Origin of the sequence: Bacillus sp. DX3.1 (assembly GCF_030292155.1) — a bacterium.
Classification (GTDB): domain Bacteria; phylum Bacillota; class Bacilli; order Bacillales; family Bacillaceae_G; genus Bacillus_A.
In genome coordinates this window covers 3,873,481-3,892,058 of record NZ_CP128153.1, presented here as the reverse complement: position 1 = coordinate 3,892,058, position 18,578 = coordinate 3,873,481, and the positions used below count along the sequence as shown (strand labels likewise).

Genomic DNA, 18,578 nt, shown 5'->3' with positions numbered 1-18,578 from the left:
TGAGTTTTGTGACAAAAGATTTTCAAATGAAGTTATCCCTTCCTGTGCCAGTTGAAAAAATTTATGAAGCCGTTTCAACACAGGAAGGTGTCCGCAAATGGTGGACACAATTTGCTACTGTAGGTAATAAAATCGGAAGTATTGCCGAATTTGGTTTTCCAAAGGCAGGCTTTTATGTTAGGGCGGAGATTCAAACTCTACAATCTAATCAAGTGGTTGAATGGAATGTGATTGATTCAATGCATCCAGAGGCAAGTGGATTTAGCAATTTAAGAGACTGGGAAGGGACAATCATTCGATTTGAAATGGAAAAAGTTTCAGTAGAAGATTCTGTATTAAACTTTACTCATATAGGGTTGTCAGAAGAACTAGAATGTTATCATGTTTGTGAAAGAGGTTGGACCTCATATCTATCAAGTTTGAGACAACTACTTGTAAGTGGGAAAGGAAACCCATATGCGGATGATTCAGAAAATAACATAAAATGAAAGTGTAATGTACTTGGTCCGATACAAGTTACTCTTATTACGATGAATGAAATGAATTTTAACATATAAAGTGAAACTTTAATCAGTGGGGGATTACTGCTCATTAATGCGGGATAAAAAATTAATGAGAAATGTAAGTCTTAAGAAATCCTTCAAAATGTTAATTAAATCTAATTTTAAATAGTAAAGTGATTTATTCACATTAACGTTTTTTTATTTTCCTTAAATTTTCAGTTCAATTCGTTTTATCTCCATTTATACTGTCTGTTCAACTAACGGGTGCGATTCTTTAGTAATAAGGATCGCATTTTCTTATTCAGCTAAAGGGATAGGTTAGTACAATAAGAAAATGTTATTGAAGCGTTTGTATACTTGAATATTGAACAACCGAAATACTAACAATAGAATGGGCTAATGAAGAAAGGAGAATTAATAATGATTAACATTTAACATCAAATAATGGATCAATCTTTCAAATGCACATCAATCTGCTCAAACCATTTAACCTGGTAGCATAGACTGTCCAGCATATATCAAAGTAGTCAATATATAAATGGAGGAATAAAAATGGAAAAAATCTTTGAACAACTTCAATTTTTTTGTGGGTTTACTTTAAATAATTTACAAAAGCTAGAAAAAAATCATGCTGACGTACAACCAACAGGTTTTAGCAACACGCTTCGTTGGAACTATGGCCATATTTTAACTGCATATGAAGGATTAGTATTTCAGCTTACTGGAAAAGGAAGTAAGCTCGACCCGAAGTTCATGGAATTGTTTAGTCAAGGTACCAGACCAAGTGAGTGGACGATTGAAGCTCCCTCGCTAGAGGAAATTGCTACGGAGCTTGAAAAACAAGGGAAATTAATTGTTGAGACTTTCCAAAATTCACTTGATGAAAAGTTGGTGCAACCATTTGAGGTTTCTGGAGCGCATAAACTCGAAACAGTACGAGAAGCATTAGTATTCTGTATATGGCATGAAGGGTTACATCAAGGTGTAATTAATGGGCTAACACGAGTTGTTACTACTAAATAATTGCCTTCTATTTAATAAACTATTGAAAATACTATACTTTGTTAAAGGTGAAAATAAGATGATTGCACTAATTAGAACAAAATCAATTAAAGATTTAATAGAGCATTGGGCAAAAACTGCAAAATTTGAAGTGAAAGGTTCAATGCCTGAACAAGATCCTATTTGGGCATGGCTTACAAATGGAAAAGGAAATGAATTTATGGTTTTAGAAGAAAATGTATTCAACAAAATGTATCCTTCTGCATCTGAAGGTAACGTGCAAGGGGTTGTGTTCTGGGTATGGCCAAAGAATTTCGACCAAGCTTGGGCTACTGTTCAAGAACAAGCGACTGCTGGATATGGTAAGAAAATTATTCATGAACCAATTACAAGTGATTGGGGAACTCGTTTATACACCATTCAAGATATTAACGGAATGATAATCACATTTGAAGAACAAAAAGAAAATGGAGTTGAATAATTGCAAAAGTCCAAAAAATAATTTTAAAAAGGGTGAGCATCTAATGGTTGTGTTCACCCTTTTGCTGTTCTTATTGATTCCACGCTTATTCTGTGGCAACTCGTGATCTTCAACTAACGGGTGCTTTAATTGAAAAAAGAAAAACAATAAAGGTATTTACATATTAATCATATCTAAAATGTAAATATCTTTATTTATTAGGATTTTTAAAATTTAAGTCTTGATAAATTTTGGGTTTTATTTTTTTATTTTCTTTAAATTGACGCTCTACATTACCTCCGAAAACGCGCTTGTACTTTATTCCGTTTCCGATCGCGATGTAAAATAAAACCTCCAAAGAAGAAGAAACCAATTGAGAAAGAGAAAACACCAATTAAAAATTGTAACCATAATACAGGGATTGGAGATAATAGAATGCCAAATAAAGTATCCCGCATTAATTTAATACCTAGCACTGCTAGTGAAATTGGAATGAGTGCTAATAGAAGAGCGAGGTAACGCTGCATAGAAAACTCTCCTTTTCAGATAATTTCGTATATATCAAATGATGTTATATGTAAAGGGCATTTGTCAAGTGATTGCTGAACGAGTAAGATAAAGGTGTGAAAAATTTTGCAGAGATGCTTCGAGGGGAAGGATCATATGAAACAAAAAGTATTAATTATTGGAGCGGGTGAAGGGGGCAGCTTGATTCTTGGCCTGCTGCAAAATTCAAATATATTTGAGGTTGTTGGAATTGTTGATATAAATCCAGATGCGAGAGGACTGCAGCTTGCTAAACAGCAGAATATTGCAATTGGGAGCGACTGGGGAGCGTTTCTTACAGAAGATATTGATGTGATTTTTGATATGAGTGGAGATTATCATTTATATAAGGTTCTGTTAGCAAAGAAACAAGAGCATATGCTTCTTATACCAGGAAATGTCGCAAAAATTGTTACGAAGTTGGCCCATGAGAAAGAAAAGTTAATTGAAAAGCTGAAAGAACAAACGCAGCAAGAAAATTTGATTTTAAATTCTACACATGACGGGATGATTGTCATTGATCAAGGAGGGCATGTGCGATTATTTAATAAAAGTGCAGAACGAATGACAGGTTATAAAAATGAAGAAGTGATAGGGAAATATATTTTAGAAGTGATTCCAACAAGTAAATTACTTCGTATTATGCGAACGAAACAAACAGAAGTGAATCACGAGTTAACACTAGATAATGGAAAGAAAATCATTTCAACGCGCATCCCAATTTTAAAAGAAGATGGAGAAGTACAAGGGGCATTTGCTATTTTTAAAGATATTACAGAAATTGTTGATTTAGCAGAAGAAGTCACTGATTTAAAAGAAATTCAAACATTGTTAGAAGCGATTATTCATTCGTCTGAGGAAGCAATTTCAGTTGTGGATGAACAAGGAAGAGGGCTCGTCATAAACCCTGCTTATACGAAGTTAACAGGTCTTTCTGAGGAAGATATTATCGGGGAACCAGCAACTACTGATATTGTAGAGGGCGAAAGTATGCATATGAAAGTGCTTCGGACGCGAAGAGCGGTGCGAGGTATACATATGAAAATCGGACAGAAAAAGCGCGATGTAATTGTGAATGTTGCACCAGTTATTGTTGATGGGATATTGAAGGGGAGCGTCGGTGTGATTCGCGATGTATCCGAAATTCAAAAGTTAACACACGAATTAAATCGAGCGAGACAAATTATTCGGACTTTAGAAGCAAAATATGCATTTGATGATATTGTTGGAACATCCGATGAGACGATGGCTGCAATTGAACAAGCGAAGCTCGGGGCAAATACACCGGCAACTGTGCTGCTGCGTGGAGAGTCAGGAACTGGAAAAGAGTTATTTGCACATGCGATTCATAATGGGAGCAATCGGAAATATAATAAATTTGTTCGCGTGAACTGTGCGGCTATTTCGGAATCTTTATTAGAAAGTGAATTATTTGGTTATGAAGAAGGGGCATTTTCCGGTGCGAGACGAGGCGGTAAACGAGGTTTTTTTGAAGAAGCAAATAACGGTAGTATATTTTTAGATGAAATTGGTGAATTGTCTGCAAGTACACAGGCGAAGCTACTGCGTGTTTTGCAAGAAAAGGAAATTGTAAAAGTTGGAGGAACGAAGGCAATTCCCATTAATGTTCGGATCATTGCCGCAACGCATGTGAATTTGGAAAAAGCGATCATAGAAGGTGGGTTTCGAGAAGATTTATATTATCGTTTGAATAAAATTCCAATTCAAATCCCGTCTCTTCGGCAGCGGAAAGAAGATATTCCTATTATCTCGGAAAGGTTGATTCAAAAAATTAACCAAGACTACGGCCGTAATGTAGAAGGGTTAACAGAATCAGCAATTCAATATTTACAATCGTATGATTGGCCGGGAAATGTACGTGAACTGGAGAATATTTTAGGGCGAGCTATTATTTTTATGAATTATAACGAAATGTATATTGATGTACATCATTTGCCGTCATTGCACAAAGAAGATCAAGCAGAATCGAAAGGAAGTAACCTCCTTCCGATGCTAGAGGAAAAACCTCTGGATGATTTAGTGGCTGAATTTGAGGGGAATATAATTTGTGAATATTTAGAGAGGTTCGACGGAAATAAAACGAAAACAGCACAAGCTTTAGGAATTTCCGTTCGAAACTTATATTATAAGCTAGAAAAATATGACCGTGCAAAAAATAGCATGCAATAAATTGCGTACCGTGCAATTTATTGCATGGTTAAAATAAAACGACAATTAAAGACAGAATATTGTATAAATTTTCAAAGTATTGATTTCACTGTGTTTTGTATGCGTTTTCATAATTGGTATGACCAATATAAAAAGTTGGCACGGTATTTGCTTATTAAATAGACGAGGGACGATGGAAAGGGTTGATTACAAAATATGAAGTTACAAAACCTAATCGATCAAACAGCTGAGCAGCCAAAAAAAACGGTTGCTGTAGCAGTAGCTGAAGATCATGAAGTGATTGAAGCAGTAGCTAAGGCAATACAATTACAGTTAGCTCAATTTCGTCTATATGGGAATCAAGAAACAATTATAAGTATGTTACAAGACCATGGATTACAGCCTTCAGAACATATTGAAGTGATTTCAGCTTCATCAAATGCTGAAGCTGCGGAACTCTCTGTAAAAGCTGTAAGAAATGGCGAAGCAGATGTACTTATGAAGGGAAACATCCCGACAGCAAGTATTTTGAAGGCAGTATTAAATAAAGAGTGGGGACTTCGTAAGGGCAGTGTGCTTTCACATGTTGCAGCGTTTGAAGTTCCGAATTACGATCGCTTTATTTTTGTTACAGATGCAGCCATGAACATTGCACCTGATGTACAACAAAAAGCTGCTATTATACAAAATACTGTAGAAGTTGCTCGGGCAATCGGAATTGAATTGCCGAAAGTGGCTCCGATTGCAGCGGTAGAAGTTATTAATCCAGCAATGCAGGCAACAATTGATGCAGCGATGTTAACACAAATGAATCGCCGTGGCCAAATTAAAGATTGTGTTGTTGATGGACCACTTGCTTTAGATAATGCTGTGTCACAAATTGCAGCAGAGCATAAAGGCATAGTAAGTGATGTAGCAGGTAAGGCAGACATTTTACTCGTCCCAACGATTGAAGCTGGAAACGTGCTATATAAATCACTCGTCTATTTTGCAAATGCAAATGTAGGCGCGATGATTGCAGGCGCAAAGGCACCGATTGTTTTAACATCTCGTGCTGATTCAGCGGAAACAAAAGTATACTCATTAGCATTGGCAGTTGCGACTGCTTCTAAATAAACCAAAAAGAGTAAAACAATTAGGGGGAAATGACAATGGCTTTAGAAATATTCGAATACTTAGAAAAATATGATTATGAGCAAGTAGTATTTTGTCAAGATAAAGAGTCTGGCTTAAAAGCAATCATTGCAATTCATGACACAACACTTGGACCAGCTCTTGGTGGAACAAGAATGTGGACATATGATTCTGAAGAAGCGGCGATTGAAGATGCATTGCGTCTTGCAAAAGGGATGACATATAAAAATGCAGCAGCTGGTTTAAATCTAGGTGGTGCAAAAACAGTTATTATCGGTGATCCACGTAAAGATAAAAGTGAAGCAATGTTCCGTGCATTAGGACGTTACATTCAAGGTTTAAACGGACGTTACATTACTGCAGAAGATGTTGGTACAACAGTTGATGATATGGATATTATTCATGAAGAAACTGATTTTGTAACAGGTATTTCACCTTCATTCGGTTCTTCTGGTAACCCATCTCCAGTAACTGCTTACGGTGTTTATCGTGGTATGAAAGCAGCTGCAAAAGAAGCATTTGGTACAGATAGCCTAGAAGGTAAAGTAATTGCTGTTCAAGGTGTAGGTAACGTAGCGTACCACCTATGCAAACATTTACATGCTGAAGGTGCGCAATTAGTTGTTACAGATATTAATAAAGAAGCGGTACAACGTGCAGTAGAAGAGTTCGGTGCGACTTCTGTTGAACCAAATGAAATTTACGGTGTAGAATGTGACATCTACGCACCATGTGCACTAGGTGCAACAGTAAATGACGAAACAATTCCACAATTAAAAGCAAAAGTAATTGCAGGTTCTGCAAATAACCAATTAAAAGAAGATCGTCACGGCAATACAATTCATGAAATGGGAATCGTATACGCACCAGACTACGTAATTAATGCAGGTGGTGTAATTAACGTAGCGGATGAATTATATGGATACAATAGAGAGCGTGCACTTAAACGCGTTGAATCTATTTACGATACAATTGCAAAAGTAATTGAAATTTCTAAACGTGACGGTGTGCCAACTTATGTGGCAGCAGATCGTCTAGCTGAAGAACGTATTGCAAGCTTAAAAAATACACGTAGCACATACTTACGCAACGGTCATGATATTATTAGCCGTCGCTAATCTTATCTGTACAACTTATACAAAAGCTGTGGTTACCTCTCGTGAGGTTTCCACTGTCTTTTGAATTTAAAGGTGGAGGTATTAACATTGTCTTTAAATCGAATCCTTGTTATTAATCCGGGTAGTACATCCACAAAAATAGGTGTTTTTGATAATGAGAGACCCGTTTTAGAAGAAACAATTCGTCATGATGTAGAGAAAATTGGAAAATATAAACGTATTATTGATCAATATGAATTTCGAAAAGAAACAATTTTAGAAGTTCTGCATTCTCATGGCATTAATATTTCGAAATTGAATGCTGTTTGTGGTCGCGGAGGATTACTTCGTCCGATCGAAGGCGGTACGTATACTGTAAATACAGCGATGTTAGAAGATTTAAAGAATGGGTATAGTGGGCATCATGCTTCAAACCTTGGGGGCATTTTAGCGTATGAAATTGCTTCTGGATTAAACATTCCAGCATTTATTGTCGATCCGGTAGTTGTTGATGAAATGAACCCGATTGCTCGCATTAGCGGGATTGCTGGTATGGAGCGCAAAAGTATTTTTCATGCACTGAATCAAAAAGCAGTCGCGCGTAAAATTGCGGAAGAGCTAGACCGTAAGTATGAAGATTTGAACCTGTTAATTGCTCATATGGGCGGCGGTATAACAGTGGGTGCTCATAAAAATGGAAAAGTAATCGATGTAAATAATGGTTTAAACGGAGAAGGTCCATTTAGTCCAGAACGTGCGGGTACAGTGCCAGTTGGACAATTAGTAGAAATGTGTTTCTCTGGCGAGTATTATCGTGATGAAATGATGAAAAAGATTGTTGGACAAGGTGGATTGGTTAGTCTAATCGGTACAAACGATGCAATTAAAGTCGAGAATATGGTTGAGCAAGGTGATCCGGAAGCGACGCTGATTTACAAGGCAATGGCATACCAAGTTGCAAAAGAAATTGGCGGGGCTAGTAGCGTTCTTCATGGAAAAGTAGATGCAATCGTTTTAACGGGAGGACTCGCATATAGTAAGATTCTTGTTGATGAAATAAAAGACCGTGTTCATTGGATTGCAGATGTAATTGTACATCCTGGAGAAGACGAACTACAAGCATTAGCAGAGGGCGCACTTCGTGTGTTACGTGAAGAAGAAGCTCCAAAAGAGTATGTTGTACGAGAAAAAGAAACGGTAGCTAGGGGTTGAGGATATGGCAAAAGAATATGATTTAGTCATCGTTGGCGGCGGTACTGGTGGATATGTTGCTGCTATTCGTGCATCACAACTAGGACTGAAAACAGCACTTGTTGAAAAAGATAATCTAGGTGGTACTTGCTTACACAAAGGGTGTATTCCTAGTAAAGCGTTACTGCGCAGTGCCGAAGTTTTTGCGACTGCAAAAAAAGGGGAAGAGTTTGGCGTTGTAACGAGCAATGTAGAATTGAACTTTGCGAAAGTGCAAGAGCGTAAAGAAAAAATTGTAACGCAGCTTCATAAAGGTGTTCAACATTTAATGAAGCAAGGTAAAATTGATGTGTTTGAAGGTATTGGCCGAATCCTTGGACCTTCTATTTTCTCTCCAATGCCGGGAACAATTTCTGTTGAATTAGCGAGCGGAGAAGAGAATGAAATGTTGATTCCGAAAAATGTTCTCGTTGCAACGGGATCACGCCCAAATTCTTTACCAGGTTTAGAACTTGATGGTGAATATGTAATGTCATCTGATCACGCCCTAAAAATGGAAGCGCTTCCTGATTCTATCATTATTGTTGGTGGTGGCGTAATTGGTATTGAATGGGCATCTATGCTTGCTGATTTTGGCGTAGAAGTTACCATATTAGAATATGCAAAACATGTCCTGCCACTTGAAGACCAAGATGTTTCAAAAGAAATGCAACGTCTTCTGAAGAAAAAAGGAATTAAAGTTGTGACTGGTGCAAAAGTATTGCCAGAAACGTTGGTAAAAGATAATGGTGTACGAATCCAAGCAGAGTTGAATGGTGAAAATAAAGAATTTTCAGCTGAAAAAATGCTTGTATCTGTAGGAAGACAAGCAAACACACAAAATATTGGCTTAGAAAATACAGATATCGTTGTAGAAAAAGGATACATTCAAACAAATGAATTTTATCAAACGAAAGAATCACATATTTATGCCATTGGCGATGTAATTGGTGGCTTACAGCTTGCGCACGTTGCTTCTCATGAAGGCATTGTCGCTGTAGAACATATTGCTGGTAAAGAAGTAACGCCAATTGATTATTCTATGGTATCGAAATGTGTATACAGTAGTCCAGAAGTTGCTTCTGTCGGTTTGACAGAACAAGAAGCCAAAGACAAAGGATATCAATTAAAAATAGGTAAATTCTCATTCCGTGCAATCGGGAAAGCACTTGTATATGGAGAATCAGATGGATTTGTCAAACTTGTTGTTGATGAAGAAACAAATGACATTCTTGGTGTTCATATGATCGGTCCACATGTAACGGACATGATTTCTGAAGCAGGTCTTGCAAGAGTACTTGATGCAACACCTTGGGAAGTTGCACATACAATTCATCCGCATCCATCATTATCAGAAGCAATTGGTGAGGCTGCATTAGCAGTAGATGGAAAAGCAATACATGCATAAAATGTGGATTTAGGAGGGTGTTAAAATGGCAGAAGTAAAAGAAAAGCGCCATGAAGAGCTTGGCTTAAGCGATGAGCGAGTATTAGAAATGTATCGTACGATGTTGCTTGCACGTAAAATTGACGAACGTATGTGGTTATTAAACCGTGCAGGGAAAATTCCATTCGTAATTTCGTGTCAAGGGCAAGAAGCAGCGCAAGTAGGCGCAGCATTTGCACTTGATCGTGAAAAAGATTATGCATTGCCATATTACCGTGATATGGGTGTTGTACTAGCGTTTGGTATGACAGCAAAAGAGCTTATGTTGTCTGGCTTTGCAAAAGCAGGAGATCCAAACTCTGGTGGTCGTCAAATGCCTGGCCACTTCGGTCAAAAGAAAAACCGTATTGTGACTGGTTCATCACCGGTTACAACGCAAGTACCTCATGCAGTAGGTATTGCATTAGCAGGGAAGATGGAAAAGAAAGATTTAGTAACGTTTGTTACATTTGGTGAAGGTTCTTCTAACCAAGGTGACTTCCATGAAGGTGCTAACTTTGCTGGTGTGCATAAATTACCTGTTATCTTCATGTGTGAAAATAATAAGTATGCAATTTCTATCCCAGTTGAAAAGCAATTAGCATGTAAAAACGTATCAGACCGTGCGATTGGTTACGGTATGCCAGGATACACAGTGGATGGCAATGATCCACTTGAAGTATATAAAGCTGTAAAAGAAGCAGCAGATCGCGGACGTCGCGGAGAAGGCCCGACGTTAATTGAAGCGGTATCATACCGTTTAACGGCTCACTCTAGTGATGATGATGATCGTGTATACCGTGATAAAGAAGAAGTAGAAGAAGCAAAGAAACAAGATTCAATCTTTACATTTGCTGCTTACTTAAAAGAAGTTGGCGTGTTAACAGAGGAGTCTGAAAAACAAATGTTAGATGACATCATGCATATCGTAAACGAAGCAACAGAATATGCAGAAAATGCTCCGTATGCAGCACCTGAAGATTCATTGAAGCACGTATACGCAGAATAGGGGGGAACGTTTCATGGCTGTAATGTCTTATATTGACGCAATTACATTAGCAATGCGCGAGGAAATGGAACGCGATGAGAAAGTATTTGTATTAGGAGAAGATGTTGGTAAAAAAGGTGGCGTATTTAAAGCAACGCACGGCTTATATGATCAGTTTGGTGAAGATCGTGCACTTGATACACCGCTTGCAGAATCTGCAATTGCTGGGGTAGCAATCGGTGCAGCAATGTACGGTATGCGCCCAATTGCTGAAATACAGTTTGCTGATTTCATTATGCCAGCAGTAAACCAAATTGTTTCTGAAGCAGCAAAAATTCGTTACCGTTCAAATAATGACTGGACTTGTCCAATCACGATTCGTGCACCATTTGGTGGCGGCGTTCACGGTGCGTTGTATCATTCGCAGTCTGTAGAAGCAATGTTTGCAAACCAACCAGGTTTAAAAATTGTCATTCCTTCTACACCATATGATGCGAAGGGTTTACTAAAAGCAGCAATTCGTGACGAAGATCCGGTATTGTTCTTTGAACATAAACGTGCATACCGCTTAATCAAAGGCGAAGTGCCAGAAGATGATTATGTATTACCAATCGGAAAAGCAGACGTAAAACGTGAAGGTGATGATATTACTGTTATCACGTACGGATTATGTGTTCACTTTGCTCTTCAAGCGGCTGAGAAATTAGCACAAGATGGCATTTCGGCTCACATTCTTGATTTACGTACTGTATATCCATTAGATAAAGAAGCGATTATTGAAGCGGCTTCAAAAACAGGTAAAGTTCTTCTTGTAACGGAAGACAATAAAGAGGGCAGCATCATAAGTGAAGTAGCGGCAATTATTGCAGAAAACTGCTTATTTGAACTTGATGCACCAGTTGCACGTCTTGCAGGTCCAGACGTTCCAGCGATGCCATATGCACCAACAATGGAAAAATTCTTTATGGTAAATCCAGATAAAGTTGAAAAAGCAATGCGTGAACTTGCGGAATTTTAATCGGGGGGACTATACATGGCTGTAGAAAATATTACAATGCCTCAGCTTGGGGAAAGTGTAACGGAAGGTACAATTAGTAAATGGCTTGTAAATGTTGGCGATCACGTAAATAAATACGATCCGCTTGCAGAAGTAATGACGGATAAAGTTAATGCAGAAGTACCGTCTTCTTTCACAGGAATTGTGAAGGAGTTAATCGCTAGTGAAGGCGATACACTTGCTGTTGGAGAAGTAGTTTGTGTCATTCAAGTAGAGGGTGCAGACGAAGTAGCTGCAACAGCAGTGGAAGAGAAAACAGGGGAAGCAACAAATGCAGAATCAGTAGCAGTTGCACCTGAAAAAGCAACAAAAGTTAAACAACCGACTGACGGTAAACTTCGTTTTTCTCCAGCGGTATTAAAGCTTGCGGGTGAACATAATATTGATTTAGATCTAGTGGAAGGTACGGGAGCAAATGGCCGTATTACACGTAAAGATATTTTAAAATTAGTGGAGTCTGGAAATATTCCACAAGCAGGTGCTAAGAAAGCGGAAGTTGTTGCGCCAGCGTCAACACCACAAGAAGCGCCAAAAACAGCTGCACCAGCACCAATAGCAGCAAAACCAGTATCAGTACCAACAATGCCTGGAGATATCGAAATTCCAGTTACAGGTGTACGTAAAGCAATCGCTGCTAATATGTTGCGTAGTAAACATGAAGCACCACACGCTTGGATGATGATTGAAGTGGATGTAACGAATCTTGTAACATACCGTAATTCAATCAAAGGTGAATTTAAAAAGCGTGAAGGCTTTAACTTAACATTCTTTGCATTCTTCGTAAAAGCAGTTGCACAAGCATTAAAAGAATATCCACAAATTAATTCAATGTGGGCTGGCGATAAAATCGTTCAGAAGAAAGATATCAACCTTTCTATCGCTGTTGCAACGGAAGCGGAATTATTTGTACCGGTTATTAAACAAGCCGATGAGAAAACAATTAAAGGCATCGCTCGTGAAATTACGGAACTTGCAACAAAAGTACGTACGAAATCATTAAAAGCAGATGAAATGCAAGGTGGTACATTCACAATTAATAACACAGGATCATTTGGTTCTGTTCAGTCTATGGGAATTATTAATCACCCACAAGCAGCTATTTTACAAGTTGAATCTATCGTAAAACGTCCAGTAATTATGGATAACGGTATGTTCGGAGCACGTGATATGGTTAACTTATGCTTATCACTTGATCACCGCGTACTTGACGGCTTGATTTGTGGTAAGTTCTTAGGTCGTGTAAAAGAAATTCTTGAAAATGTATCAGAAAATAATACGTCTGTATATTAATAAAAAGCTCGCGTTTGCGAGCTTTTTATATTCCTCAATTAATCTTCTATCGATGAAATAATCCCTTTTCTTCTTTGTTTAATCATGAAATTCAAAGTTTATCCCGCATTAACGGGCAGTAAAACCCCTACTGATTAAAGTTTCACTTTATTTCTCAATGCTAATCTTACAATGAATATCAATGTATGATGAATTTACGAAAATGCATTGCTGATATCTTGTATATAGAGATAAAATAAGTAAAGAATATTTTTTTGGAAAATTTTACTGATGTAACTGTAGTTTAATAGCTTGTATTGTATAAGTAAGAAAGTTATTCTATATAAATCCATTTTGATTTTTCGACATATAGCCGCGGCTATGGATAACAAAAGGTGACCTGCACTCGTTTTCTCTCTTTGTTTTCACTGTGTCTGGGCAGGAAAAGGATCTGACCGCTTCTATGCATGGTCGGATGCTCTCTCCCACCTAAAAAGAAGGGTTTTATGTCGGTTTTTTAATTTGTATTTATATATATAAAGATTTTGTAGCTTGTGTGTATGCACATATCGTTATGTATAATCAGTCGTCAAAACATGAAGGTTGTTGACTCCTGGTTTTTTATTTATGCTTAACAACGATTCAGGAGGATATCATATCATGAAGAGAAGTACCGAGTTTCTAAAGAGTTTAGATGTGAAGTTAATTTTAATCCTGTGTGTTTTATGTGTAACTAGTTTAGTTGCCATATATAGCAGTCAGCAAACAGGACAATATGGAAATTCGAACTTTGCTATGAAGCAAGGGGTGAACTATTTAATAGGCATTGTACTGTTACTGCTCGTTGCAAGTATTGATTTAGATCAAATGCAAAAACTAGCTTGGCCATTTTATATTGTTGGCTTTGCCTCTATTATCATACTGAAAATATTGCCAGTTTCAAATTTTACACCTGAAATCTTAGGTGCAAAAAGATGGTTTAGATTTCCTGTTTTAGGGGCGATACAGCCATCGGAGTTCTTTAAAATTGCATTGCTTATTTTAGTTGCTAGTCTAGCAGTGAAGCATAATGAAAAATATATGGTACGAACATTTCAAACGGATTTGATATTGGTGGGTAAAATCATTTTAGTATCGATTCCGCCTGCGTTGTTTGTATATAGTCAACCTGATACAGGAATGGTTTTCTTATACGGTTCAGCCATTGCATGTATTCTTTTTATGTCAGGCATTCAGAAGAAACTGATTGCAATATGTACAGTGGTTCCATTAACCATTTTGTCTACGTTAATATTTCTATTTCTGCAATATCCAAGTATTATTTTTGATAAATTGATTCCTTTGTTAAAGCCACATCAACAATCACGAATTTTAGGGTGGTTAGCACCTTTTGATTACGCTGATCAAGGATATCAAACGCAGCAATCGATTTTAGCAGTAGGTAGTGGAGGCATGAATGGAAAAGGTTTAGGATATGGAAACGTCTATATTCCAGAAAAGCATACGGATTTCATTTTCGCTACGATTGCTGAAGAAGGCGGATTTTTAATAGCAGCTTTCATTGTGTTGATGTTTCTACTTCTTATTTATCGTACAATTCTCATTGGATATGCAGCAGATAACCTGTTTGGCACATTATTATGTGCGGGAGCAATCGGTATTTTAACCCTGCAAATCTTCCAAAATATCGGTATGATTGTTGGATTAATGCCAGTAAAAGGAATTGCTCTTCCATTTTTATCATATGGAGGAAGTTCCTTGTTCTCTAATATGATGTTAATGGGGCTTATATTATCGGTACGAAAGACATACAAAAAGTATATGTTTTCAGTGAATTAAATCATATTGATAGAGAAAAAACTGATTCGTTCTTATACGGATCAGTTTTTTAATACATAGACAGCCTTCATAATCACAAACTAAAGGAACACAGTGTTTGTGAGGAGTGAGCTTCATGCATATGCATATTTTTGAAGGGGCACATCATATTTCTAATGTAGAGTGGGTATTTCGTGCTGTATTGGCATATATCTTTTTAATTATTGTTGCCAAGGCAATGGGACAACGCTCTATTGCCCAGCTTCGTTTTTTAGATGTTGTATTAGTTTTATTGCTAGGTGGAAATATTTCAAATGCACTGTCAGATGAAAAGGTAGGTTTGCTTGGCTCGATGATTACAACATTTGTTCTTGTAGTTCTTCATATCCTAAGCTCTATTTTGATGTTAAAATGGGATCGGTGGAGACGCTTTTTAGAGCCTGCACCCATTATCCTTATACATAATGGTTCTGTTGATTTTAATAATTTAAAGAAAGCCCGCATTACGGTAGAATATTTGTTTTCAGAGCTGCGTTTACAAAACATTACTGATGTTCAAACGATAAAATTTGCATTATGGGAAGCAAGTGGAGTTGTTTCCGCATTTCAGTATCCACAATATGAAACAGTTTCTCGGCTAGATATGAAAGTAACTGGAACACAAGCATCTGTTACATTTATTCTTGTGAAGAATGGAGAGATTCAAAAGGATGCTCTAGCCTTATTAGGGAAAACAGAACAATGGGTAAGAGTACAATTATCGACGAAAGTACCGATTCACTCTATTCAATTAGCAACGATAGATGAGAATGAACAAATTAATATAGTGGTGAATGACTCCTCCTTAACACTCTAACGAGCTGTTTGAAGAAGGGGCTTCCTGTTTCATAGAGCGTTGCTGATTGGATACCCAATCAGTCTGACATACTCTCCACAGGCGTCGTTTATACTGTTTGGACACAACCTTGCCCTACAGTCGCAAAAGAACGTACGTTCGTTTTTGTTCTTATCACTAGCATAAACTATGTTGCAAAAAAAGGAAATAAAAACTTCGTGCTTTCTACGACCACCATTCATCCCTTCCCTATCACCTAGGCCATGCCCTGCACATGCTTGAGGAAGGGGGATTCTGTTGGAGTGCTGTTAAAAAAATGAAATATATACGCGTTTTTCCATTTTATACATATGATACAATAGTGTGGACAACGAAATACAAAAAGAAGGGTTTGTTTCGATGGGATATGTAGAAGAGTTACGAAAAGTAGTTGGTCATCGCCCTTTAATTTTAGTCGGTGCTGTTGTTCTTGTATTGAACGAAAATGGACATGTTTTATTGCAGCAAAGGACGGAACCGTATGGGAAATGGGGCTTGCTTGGTGGCTTAATGGAACTTGGAGAATCCCCAGAAGAAACAGCGTGTCGGGAAGTGTATGAAGAAGCGGGGATTCATGTAAGAAACTTGAAGCTCATCAATGTATATTCTGGAGCTAACTATTTTATAAAATTAGCAAATGGTGATGAGTTTCAATCTGTCACGACGGCATATTATACAGACGAGTATGAAGGTAAGTTTTCTGTAAATAAAGAGGAGGCTGTCGAGCTGAAATTCTTTCCAATTACAGAGTTACCGAAGTATATTGTAGGATCACATAAAAAAATGATTGAAGCCTATGTCGAAATCGTAAAAAATACGTAAATATTATATAATAGTGATAGAAATGCAAAAACACAGTTCCGGTTGGTAGTCCGGACGCATGATTTCATGTCAGTAACCTTCCCCTCCGGGATGTCCAGTATTTCTGAATCGTTTTTAAAGGAGGGGCTGTCGATGAAATTGACAGTTTATCATGATGGTCAGTATTTTGTAGGGGTGATTGAAAACGAAGACAATGGGAAACTGTATGCAACGCAGTACATGTTTGGTACTGAACCATCTGATGAAGAAATACTTTTGTTTGTAAATGATACGTTATTACCATACTTTAATCGCTTTGCTAGATGTGGTGTAGACATCAAAGAGAAAAAACGTTCGAAAAGTATAAAGCGTATCATTCGCCAAGCGGCAAAAGAAATGAAAACAACACGTTTTACGAAAGCTCAAGAGGCAATTAGTTTATCGTACGAAGTGCATAAACAAGAAAAACAAGCGCAATCTAAAGAGCATCGTGAAGCAGAAAAACAGAGAAAACGTTTGATGAAAGTGCAAAAAGCGAAGCAAAAGCATCGTGGACATTAATAAAAACGTCTTAGAGCTTCTGTTCTAGGACGTTTTGTATGCCAACACTAGGGATAATACAAGTAAGTTCACTTGTATTTCTGAAACGGTTACTGGTAAGATACAAATAGATAGATTTGAGGAGGGAAAACATTGATGAACTTTAACTTTTTTATGAATGATGTTGTCCGTCAAGCGCGTGAAGAAATCGTATCCGCTGGCTATACAGAATTAACAACCCCAGAAGCGGTTGATGAATCATTACAGCAAAAAGGTACAACACTTGTGATGGTAAACTCAGTATGCGGTTGTGCAGGTGGAATTGCACGTCCAGCTGCAGCACATTCCGTACATTATGATAAACGACCAGATCATCTTGTAACTGTATTTGCAGGACAAGATAAAGAGGCAACAGCACGTGCACGTGAATATTTTGAGGGGTATCCACCATCCTCGCCGTCTTTCGCGTTATTAAAAGATGGAAAGATCGTAACGATGGTAGAACGCCATGAAATTGAAGGTCATGAGCCGATGCAAGTGATCTCAAAATTACAATCTTACTTTGAAGAGAATTGTGAAGAACTGTAATATAATTATAAAAAAGCGGTACGTACACGTATAAGTGTATGTACCGCTTTTTTTAGTCATAGATTATGAATTTTAACATGCATAAAAATATATTTTTATGCATGTTTTTATACAAGAAATATATAATGGATGGTGTTAATTAGGATTTTTTAATTTATTTTTATTTTAAATATTGCATAAAAATAAAAAAACTGCTACAATACGAATATCAAATAAAAATTCTATAAAACTTTTAAATATACATTATTAGGGGGAAGAAACATGAAGAAGTTATTATCGATTTCATTTGCACTAATTTTAATCGTAAGCATGTTTAGTGCTTGTAGTAAGGAAGAAACAAAAGAAGCGAATACAAATAAAAAAGTACTTGTTATGGGGACTTCAGCAGACTATAAACCTTATGAATATGTGGAAGCTTCAAAAAGTGATGCGATTATCGGTTTTGATGTAGATATTGCAAAGTATATTGGAAAAGAGCTTGGCTATGAAATAAAAGTGAAAGATATGGATTTTGGAGGATTACTAGCATCTCTTAGTTCAGGAAAAGTTGATTTTGTAATGGCGGGTATGACTCCAACTCCAGATCGTAAGGAAAATGCTGATTTTACAGATATTTATTTTGTTGCTAAAAACATGATTGTTTCAAAAAAGGATTCTGGTATTAAGTCATTACAAGATTTGAAAGATAAAAAAGTAGGGGTACAAACGGGATCTATTCAAGAAGAGAAGGCAGAGGAATTTAAAAAACAAGTAAACTTCCAAGCAGAAGGTCGTGACCGTATACCAGAAGTTGTACAAGAAATTCAAGCAGGGCGTTTTGACGCTGCTATTTTAGAAGATACAGTTGCTAAAAATTATTTAGAAAAAATGAAAGATTTACAAGGGATTGAAATCAAGGAAGCTCCAGAAGAAGTAGGAGCAGCAATTGCCCTTCCGAAAAATAGTGATAAAACAGCAGAATTTAATAAAGTAATTAAGAAAATGCAAGAGAATGGTGAAATGGATAAATTAGTGAAGAAATGGTTTGGCAGCGGAAAGTAAGCTGCCTTTCTATTTTCTGTGAGAGGAATGACAAA

Annotated in this window: 18 protein-coding genes; 17 read left to right on the top strand and 1 reads right to left on the bottom strand. The window is 37.2% G+C overall.

Annotated elements, in window-relative coordinates; genetic code table 11:
- Positions 1-8: 8 nt before the first annotated feature.
- From QRE67_RS19415 to QRE67_RS19405, 3 genes are all read left to right on the top strand, one after another.
- On the top strand, positions 9-488 hold the full coding sequence (locus tag QRE67_RS19415; RefSeq protein WP_286121852.1) for an SRPBCC family protein: 480 nt from the start codon (positions 9-11) through the stop codon (positions 486-488).
- Between the two features lie 567 nt (positions 489-1,055).
- Positions 1,056-1,526, top strand: a complete 471-nt coding sequence (locus tag QRE67_RS19410; RefSeq protein ID WP_286121851.1) for a DinB family protein — start codon at positions 1,056-1,058, stop codon at positions 1,524-1,526.
- 58 nt (positions 1,527-1,584) lie between these two features.
- The gene (locus tag QRE67_RS19405; RefSeq protein WP_286121850.1) at positions 1,585-1,986 is read left to right on the top strand and encodes a VOC family protein; all 402 of its coding nucleotides are present in this window, start codon (positions 1,585-1,587) and stop codon (positions 1,984-1,986) included.
- Between the two features lie 272 nt (positions 1,987-2,258).
- On the opposite strand, the gene QRE67_RS19400 is transcribed toward QRE67_RS19405, so the two are convergent.
- On the bottom strand, positions 2,259-2,492 hold the full coding sequence (locus QRE67_RS19400) for a DUF2627 family protein (RefSeq protein WP_286121849.1): 234 nt from the start codon (positions 2,490-2,492) through the stop codon (positions 2,259-2,261).
- A gap of 136 nt (positions 2,493-2,628) precedes the next feature.
- Here QRE67_RS19400 and QRE67_RS19395 point away from each other — a divergent pair, with 136 nt between their 5' ends.
- The 14 genes from QRE67_RS19395 (at position 2,629) to QRE67_RS19330 (ending at position 18,543) form a co-directional block, all read left to right on the top strand.
- On the top strand, positions 2,629-4,701 hold the full coding sequence (locus QRE67_RS19395; protein WP_286121848.1) for a sigma 54-interacting transcriptional regulator: 2,073 nt from the start codon (positions 2,629-2,631) through the stop codon (positions 4,699-4,701).
- Between the two features lie 195 nt (positions 4,702-4,896).
- Positions 4,897-5,796 (top strand): phosphate butyryltransferase, encoded by a 900-nt coding sequence (gene yqiS, locus QRE67_RS19390; protein WP_286121847.1) that lies wholly within the window; start codon positions 4,897-4,899, stop codon positions 5,794-5,796.
- A 35-nt stretch (positions 5,797-5,831) separates the two neighbouring features.
- Positions 5,832-6,932, top strand: coding sequence for a leucine dehydrogenase (locus tag QRE67_RS19385; protein ID WP_286121846.1), 1,101 nt, complete (start codon positions 5,832-5,834; stop codon positions 6,930-6,932).
- 87 nt (positions 6,933-7,019) lie between these two features.
- Complete coding sequence (gene buk / locus QRE67_RS19380) at positions 7,020-8,123, top strand: butyrate kinase (protein ID WP_286121845.1); 1,104 nt, start codon at positions 7,020-7,022, stop codon at positions 8,121-8,123.
- A gap of 4 nt (positions 8,124-8,127) precedes the next feature.
- Entirely contained in the window at positions 8,128-9,549 is a 1,422-nt protein-coding gene (gene lpdA / locus QRE67_RS19375) for a dihydrolipoyl dehydrogenase (RefSeq protein WP_286121844.1), read from the top strand.
- 25 nt (positions 9,550-9,574) lie between these two features.
- Entirely contained in the window at positions 9,575-10,576 is a 1,002-nt protein-coding gene (gene bfmBAA / locus QRE67_RS19370) for a 3-methyl-2-oxobutanoate dehydrogenase subunit alpha (protein WP_286121843.1), read from the top strand.
- A gap of 13 nt (positions 10,577-10,589) precedes the next feature.
- Positions 10,590-11,573 carry a 3-methyl-2-oxobutanoate dehydrogenase subunit beta gene (gene bfmBAB / locus QRE67_RS19365; protein WP_286121842.1) on the top strand — a complete coding sequence of 328 codons (984 nt, stop codon included), beginning with the start codon at positions 10,590-10,592 and terminating at the stop codon, positions 11,571-11,573.
- A gap of 15 nt (positions 11,574-11,588) precedes the next feature.
- Positions 11,589-12,902: a dihydrolipoamide acetyltransferase family protein gene (locus tag QRE67_RS19360; RefSeq protein ID WP_286121841.1), complete on the top strand. Its 1,314-nt coding sequence runs from the start codon at positions 11,589-11,591 to the stop codon at positions 12,900-12,902.
- A 639-nt stretch (positions 12,903-13,541) separates the two neighbouring features.
- Entirely contained in the window at positions 13,542-14,720 is a 1,179-nt protein-coding gene (locus QRE67_RS19355) for an FtsW/RodA/SpoVE family cell cycle protein (RefSeq protein ID WP_286121840.1), read from the top strand.
- A 115-nt stretch (positions 14,721-14,835) separates the two neighbouring features.
- A complete protein-coding gene (locus QRE67_RS19350; protein WP_286121839.1) occupies positions 14,836-15,555 on the top strand; it encodes a DUF421 domain-containing protein in 720 nt (239 codons plus the stop codon).
- A gap of 378 nt (positions 15,556-15,933) precedes the next feature.
- The gene (locus QRE67_RS19345; RefSeq protein ID WP_286125329.1) at positions 15,934-16,395 is read left to right on the top strand and encodes an NUDIX hydrolase; all 462 of its coding nucleotides are present in this window, start codon (positions 15,934-15,936) and stop codon (positions 16,393-16,395) included.
- Between the two features lie 132 nt (positions 16,396-16,527).
- The gene (locus QRE67_RS19340; protein WP_286121838.1) at positions 16,528-16,935 is read left to right on the top strand and encodes a YjdF family protein; all 408 of its coding nucleotides are present in this window, start codon (positions 16,528-16,530) and stop codon (positions 16,933-16,935) included.
- 135 nt (positions 16,936-17,070) lie between these two features.
- A complete protein-coding gene (locus tag QRE67_RS19335) occupies positions 17,071-17,502 on the top strand; it encodes a BrxA/BrxB family bacilliredoxin (RefSeq protein WP_286125328.1) in 432 nt (143 codons plus the stop codon).
- Between the two features lie 261 nt (positions 17,503-17,763).
- The gene (locus QRE67_RS19330; protein WP_286121837.1) at positions 17,764-18,543 is read left to right on the top strand and encodes a transporter substrate-binding domain-containing protein; all 780 of its coding nucleotides are present in this window, start codon (positions 17,764-17,766) and stop codon (positions 18,541-18,543) included.
- The last annotated feature ends 35 nt before the right edge of the window (positions 18,544-18,578 follow it).

Bases quoted from the DNA above. Each gene is read 5' to 3' on its own strand.
- QRE67_RS19410 (WP_286121851.1), top strand. From the start codon at position 1,056: ATGGAAAAAATCTTTGAACAACTTCAATTTTTTTGTGGGTTTACTTTA.
- QRE67_RS19405 (WP_286121850.1), top strand. From the start codon at position 1,585: ATGATTGCACTAATTAGAACAAAATCAATTAAAGATTTAATAGAGCAT.
- QRE67_RS19400 (WP_286121849.1), bottom strand. From the start codon at position 2,492: ATGCAGCGTTACCTCGCTCTTCTATTAGCACTCATTCCAATTTCACTA.
- QRE67_RS19395 (WP_286121848.1), top strand. From the start codon at position 2,629: ATGAAACAAAAAGTATTAATTATTGGAGCGGGTGAAGGGGGCAGCTTG.
- yqiS (WP_286121847.1), top strand. From the start codon at position 4,897: ATGAAGTTACAAAACCTAATCGATCAAACAGCTGAGCAGCCAAAAAAA.
- QRE67_RS19385 (WP_286121846.1), top strand. From the start codon at position 5,832: ATGGCTTTAGAAATATTCGAATACTTAGAAAAATATGATTATGAGCAA.
- lpdA (WP_286121844.1), top strand. From the start codon at position 8,128: ATGGCAAAAGAATATGATTTAGTCATCGTTGGCGGCGGTACTGGTGGA.
- bfmBAA (WP_286121843.1), top strand. From the start codon at position 9,575: ATGGCAGAAGTAAAAGAAAAGCGCCATGAAGAGCTTGGCTTAAGCGAT.
- bfmBAB (WP_286121842.1), top strand. From the start codon at position 10,590: ATGGCTGTAATGTCTTATATTGACGCAATTACATTAGCAATGCGCGAG.
- QRE67_RS19360 (WP_286121841.1), top strand. From the start codon at position 11,589: ATGGCTGTAGAAAATATTACAATGCCTCAGCTTGGGGAAAGTGTAACG.
- QRE67_RS19355 (WP_286121840.1), top strand. From the start codon at position 13,542: ATGAAGAGAAGTACCGAGTTTCTAAAGAGTTTAGATGTGAAGTTAATT.
- QRE67_RS19350 (WP_286121839.1), top strand. From the start codon at position 14,836: ATGCATATGCATATTTTTGAAGGGGCACATCATATTTCTAATGTAGAG.
- QRE67_RS19345 (WP_286125329.1), top strand. From the start codon at position 15,934: ATGGGATATGTAGAAGAGTTACGAAAAGTAGTTGGTCATCGCCCTTTA.
- QRE67_RS19340 (WP_286121838.1), top strand. From the start codon at position 16,528: ATGAAATTGACAGTTTATCATGATGGTCAGTATTTTGTAGGGGTGATT.
- QRE67_RS19335 (WP_286125328.1), top strand. From the start codon at position 17,071: ATGAACTTTAACTTTTTTATGAATGATGTTGTCCGTCAAGCGCGTGAA.
- QRE67_RS19330 (WP_286121837.1), top strand. From the start codon at position 17,764: ATGAAGAAGTTATTATCGATTTCATTTGCACTAATTTTAATCGTAAGC.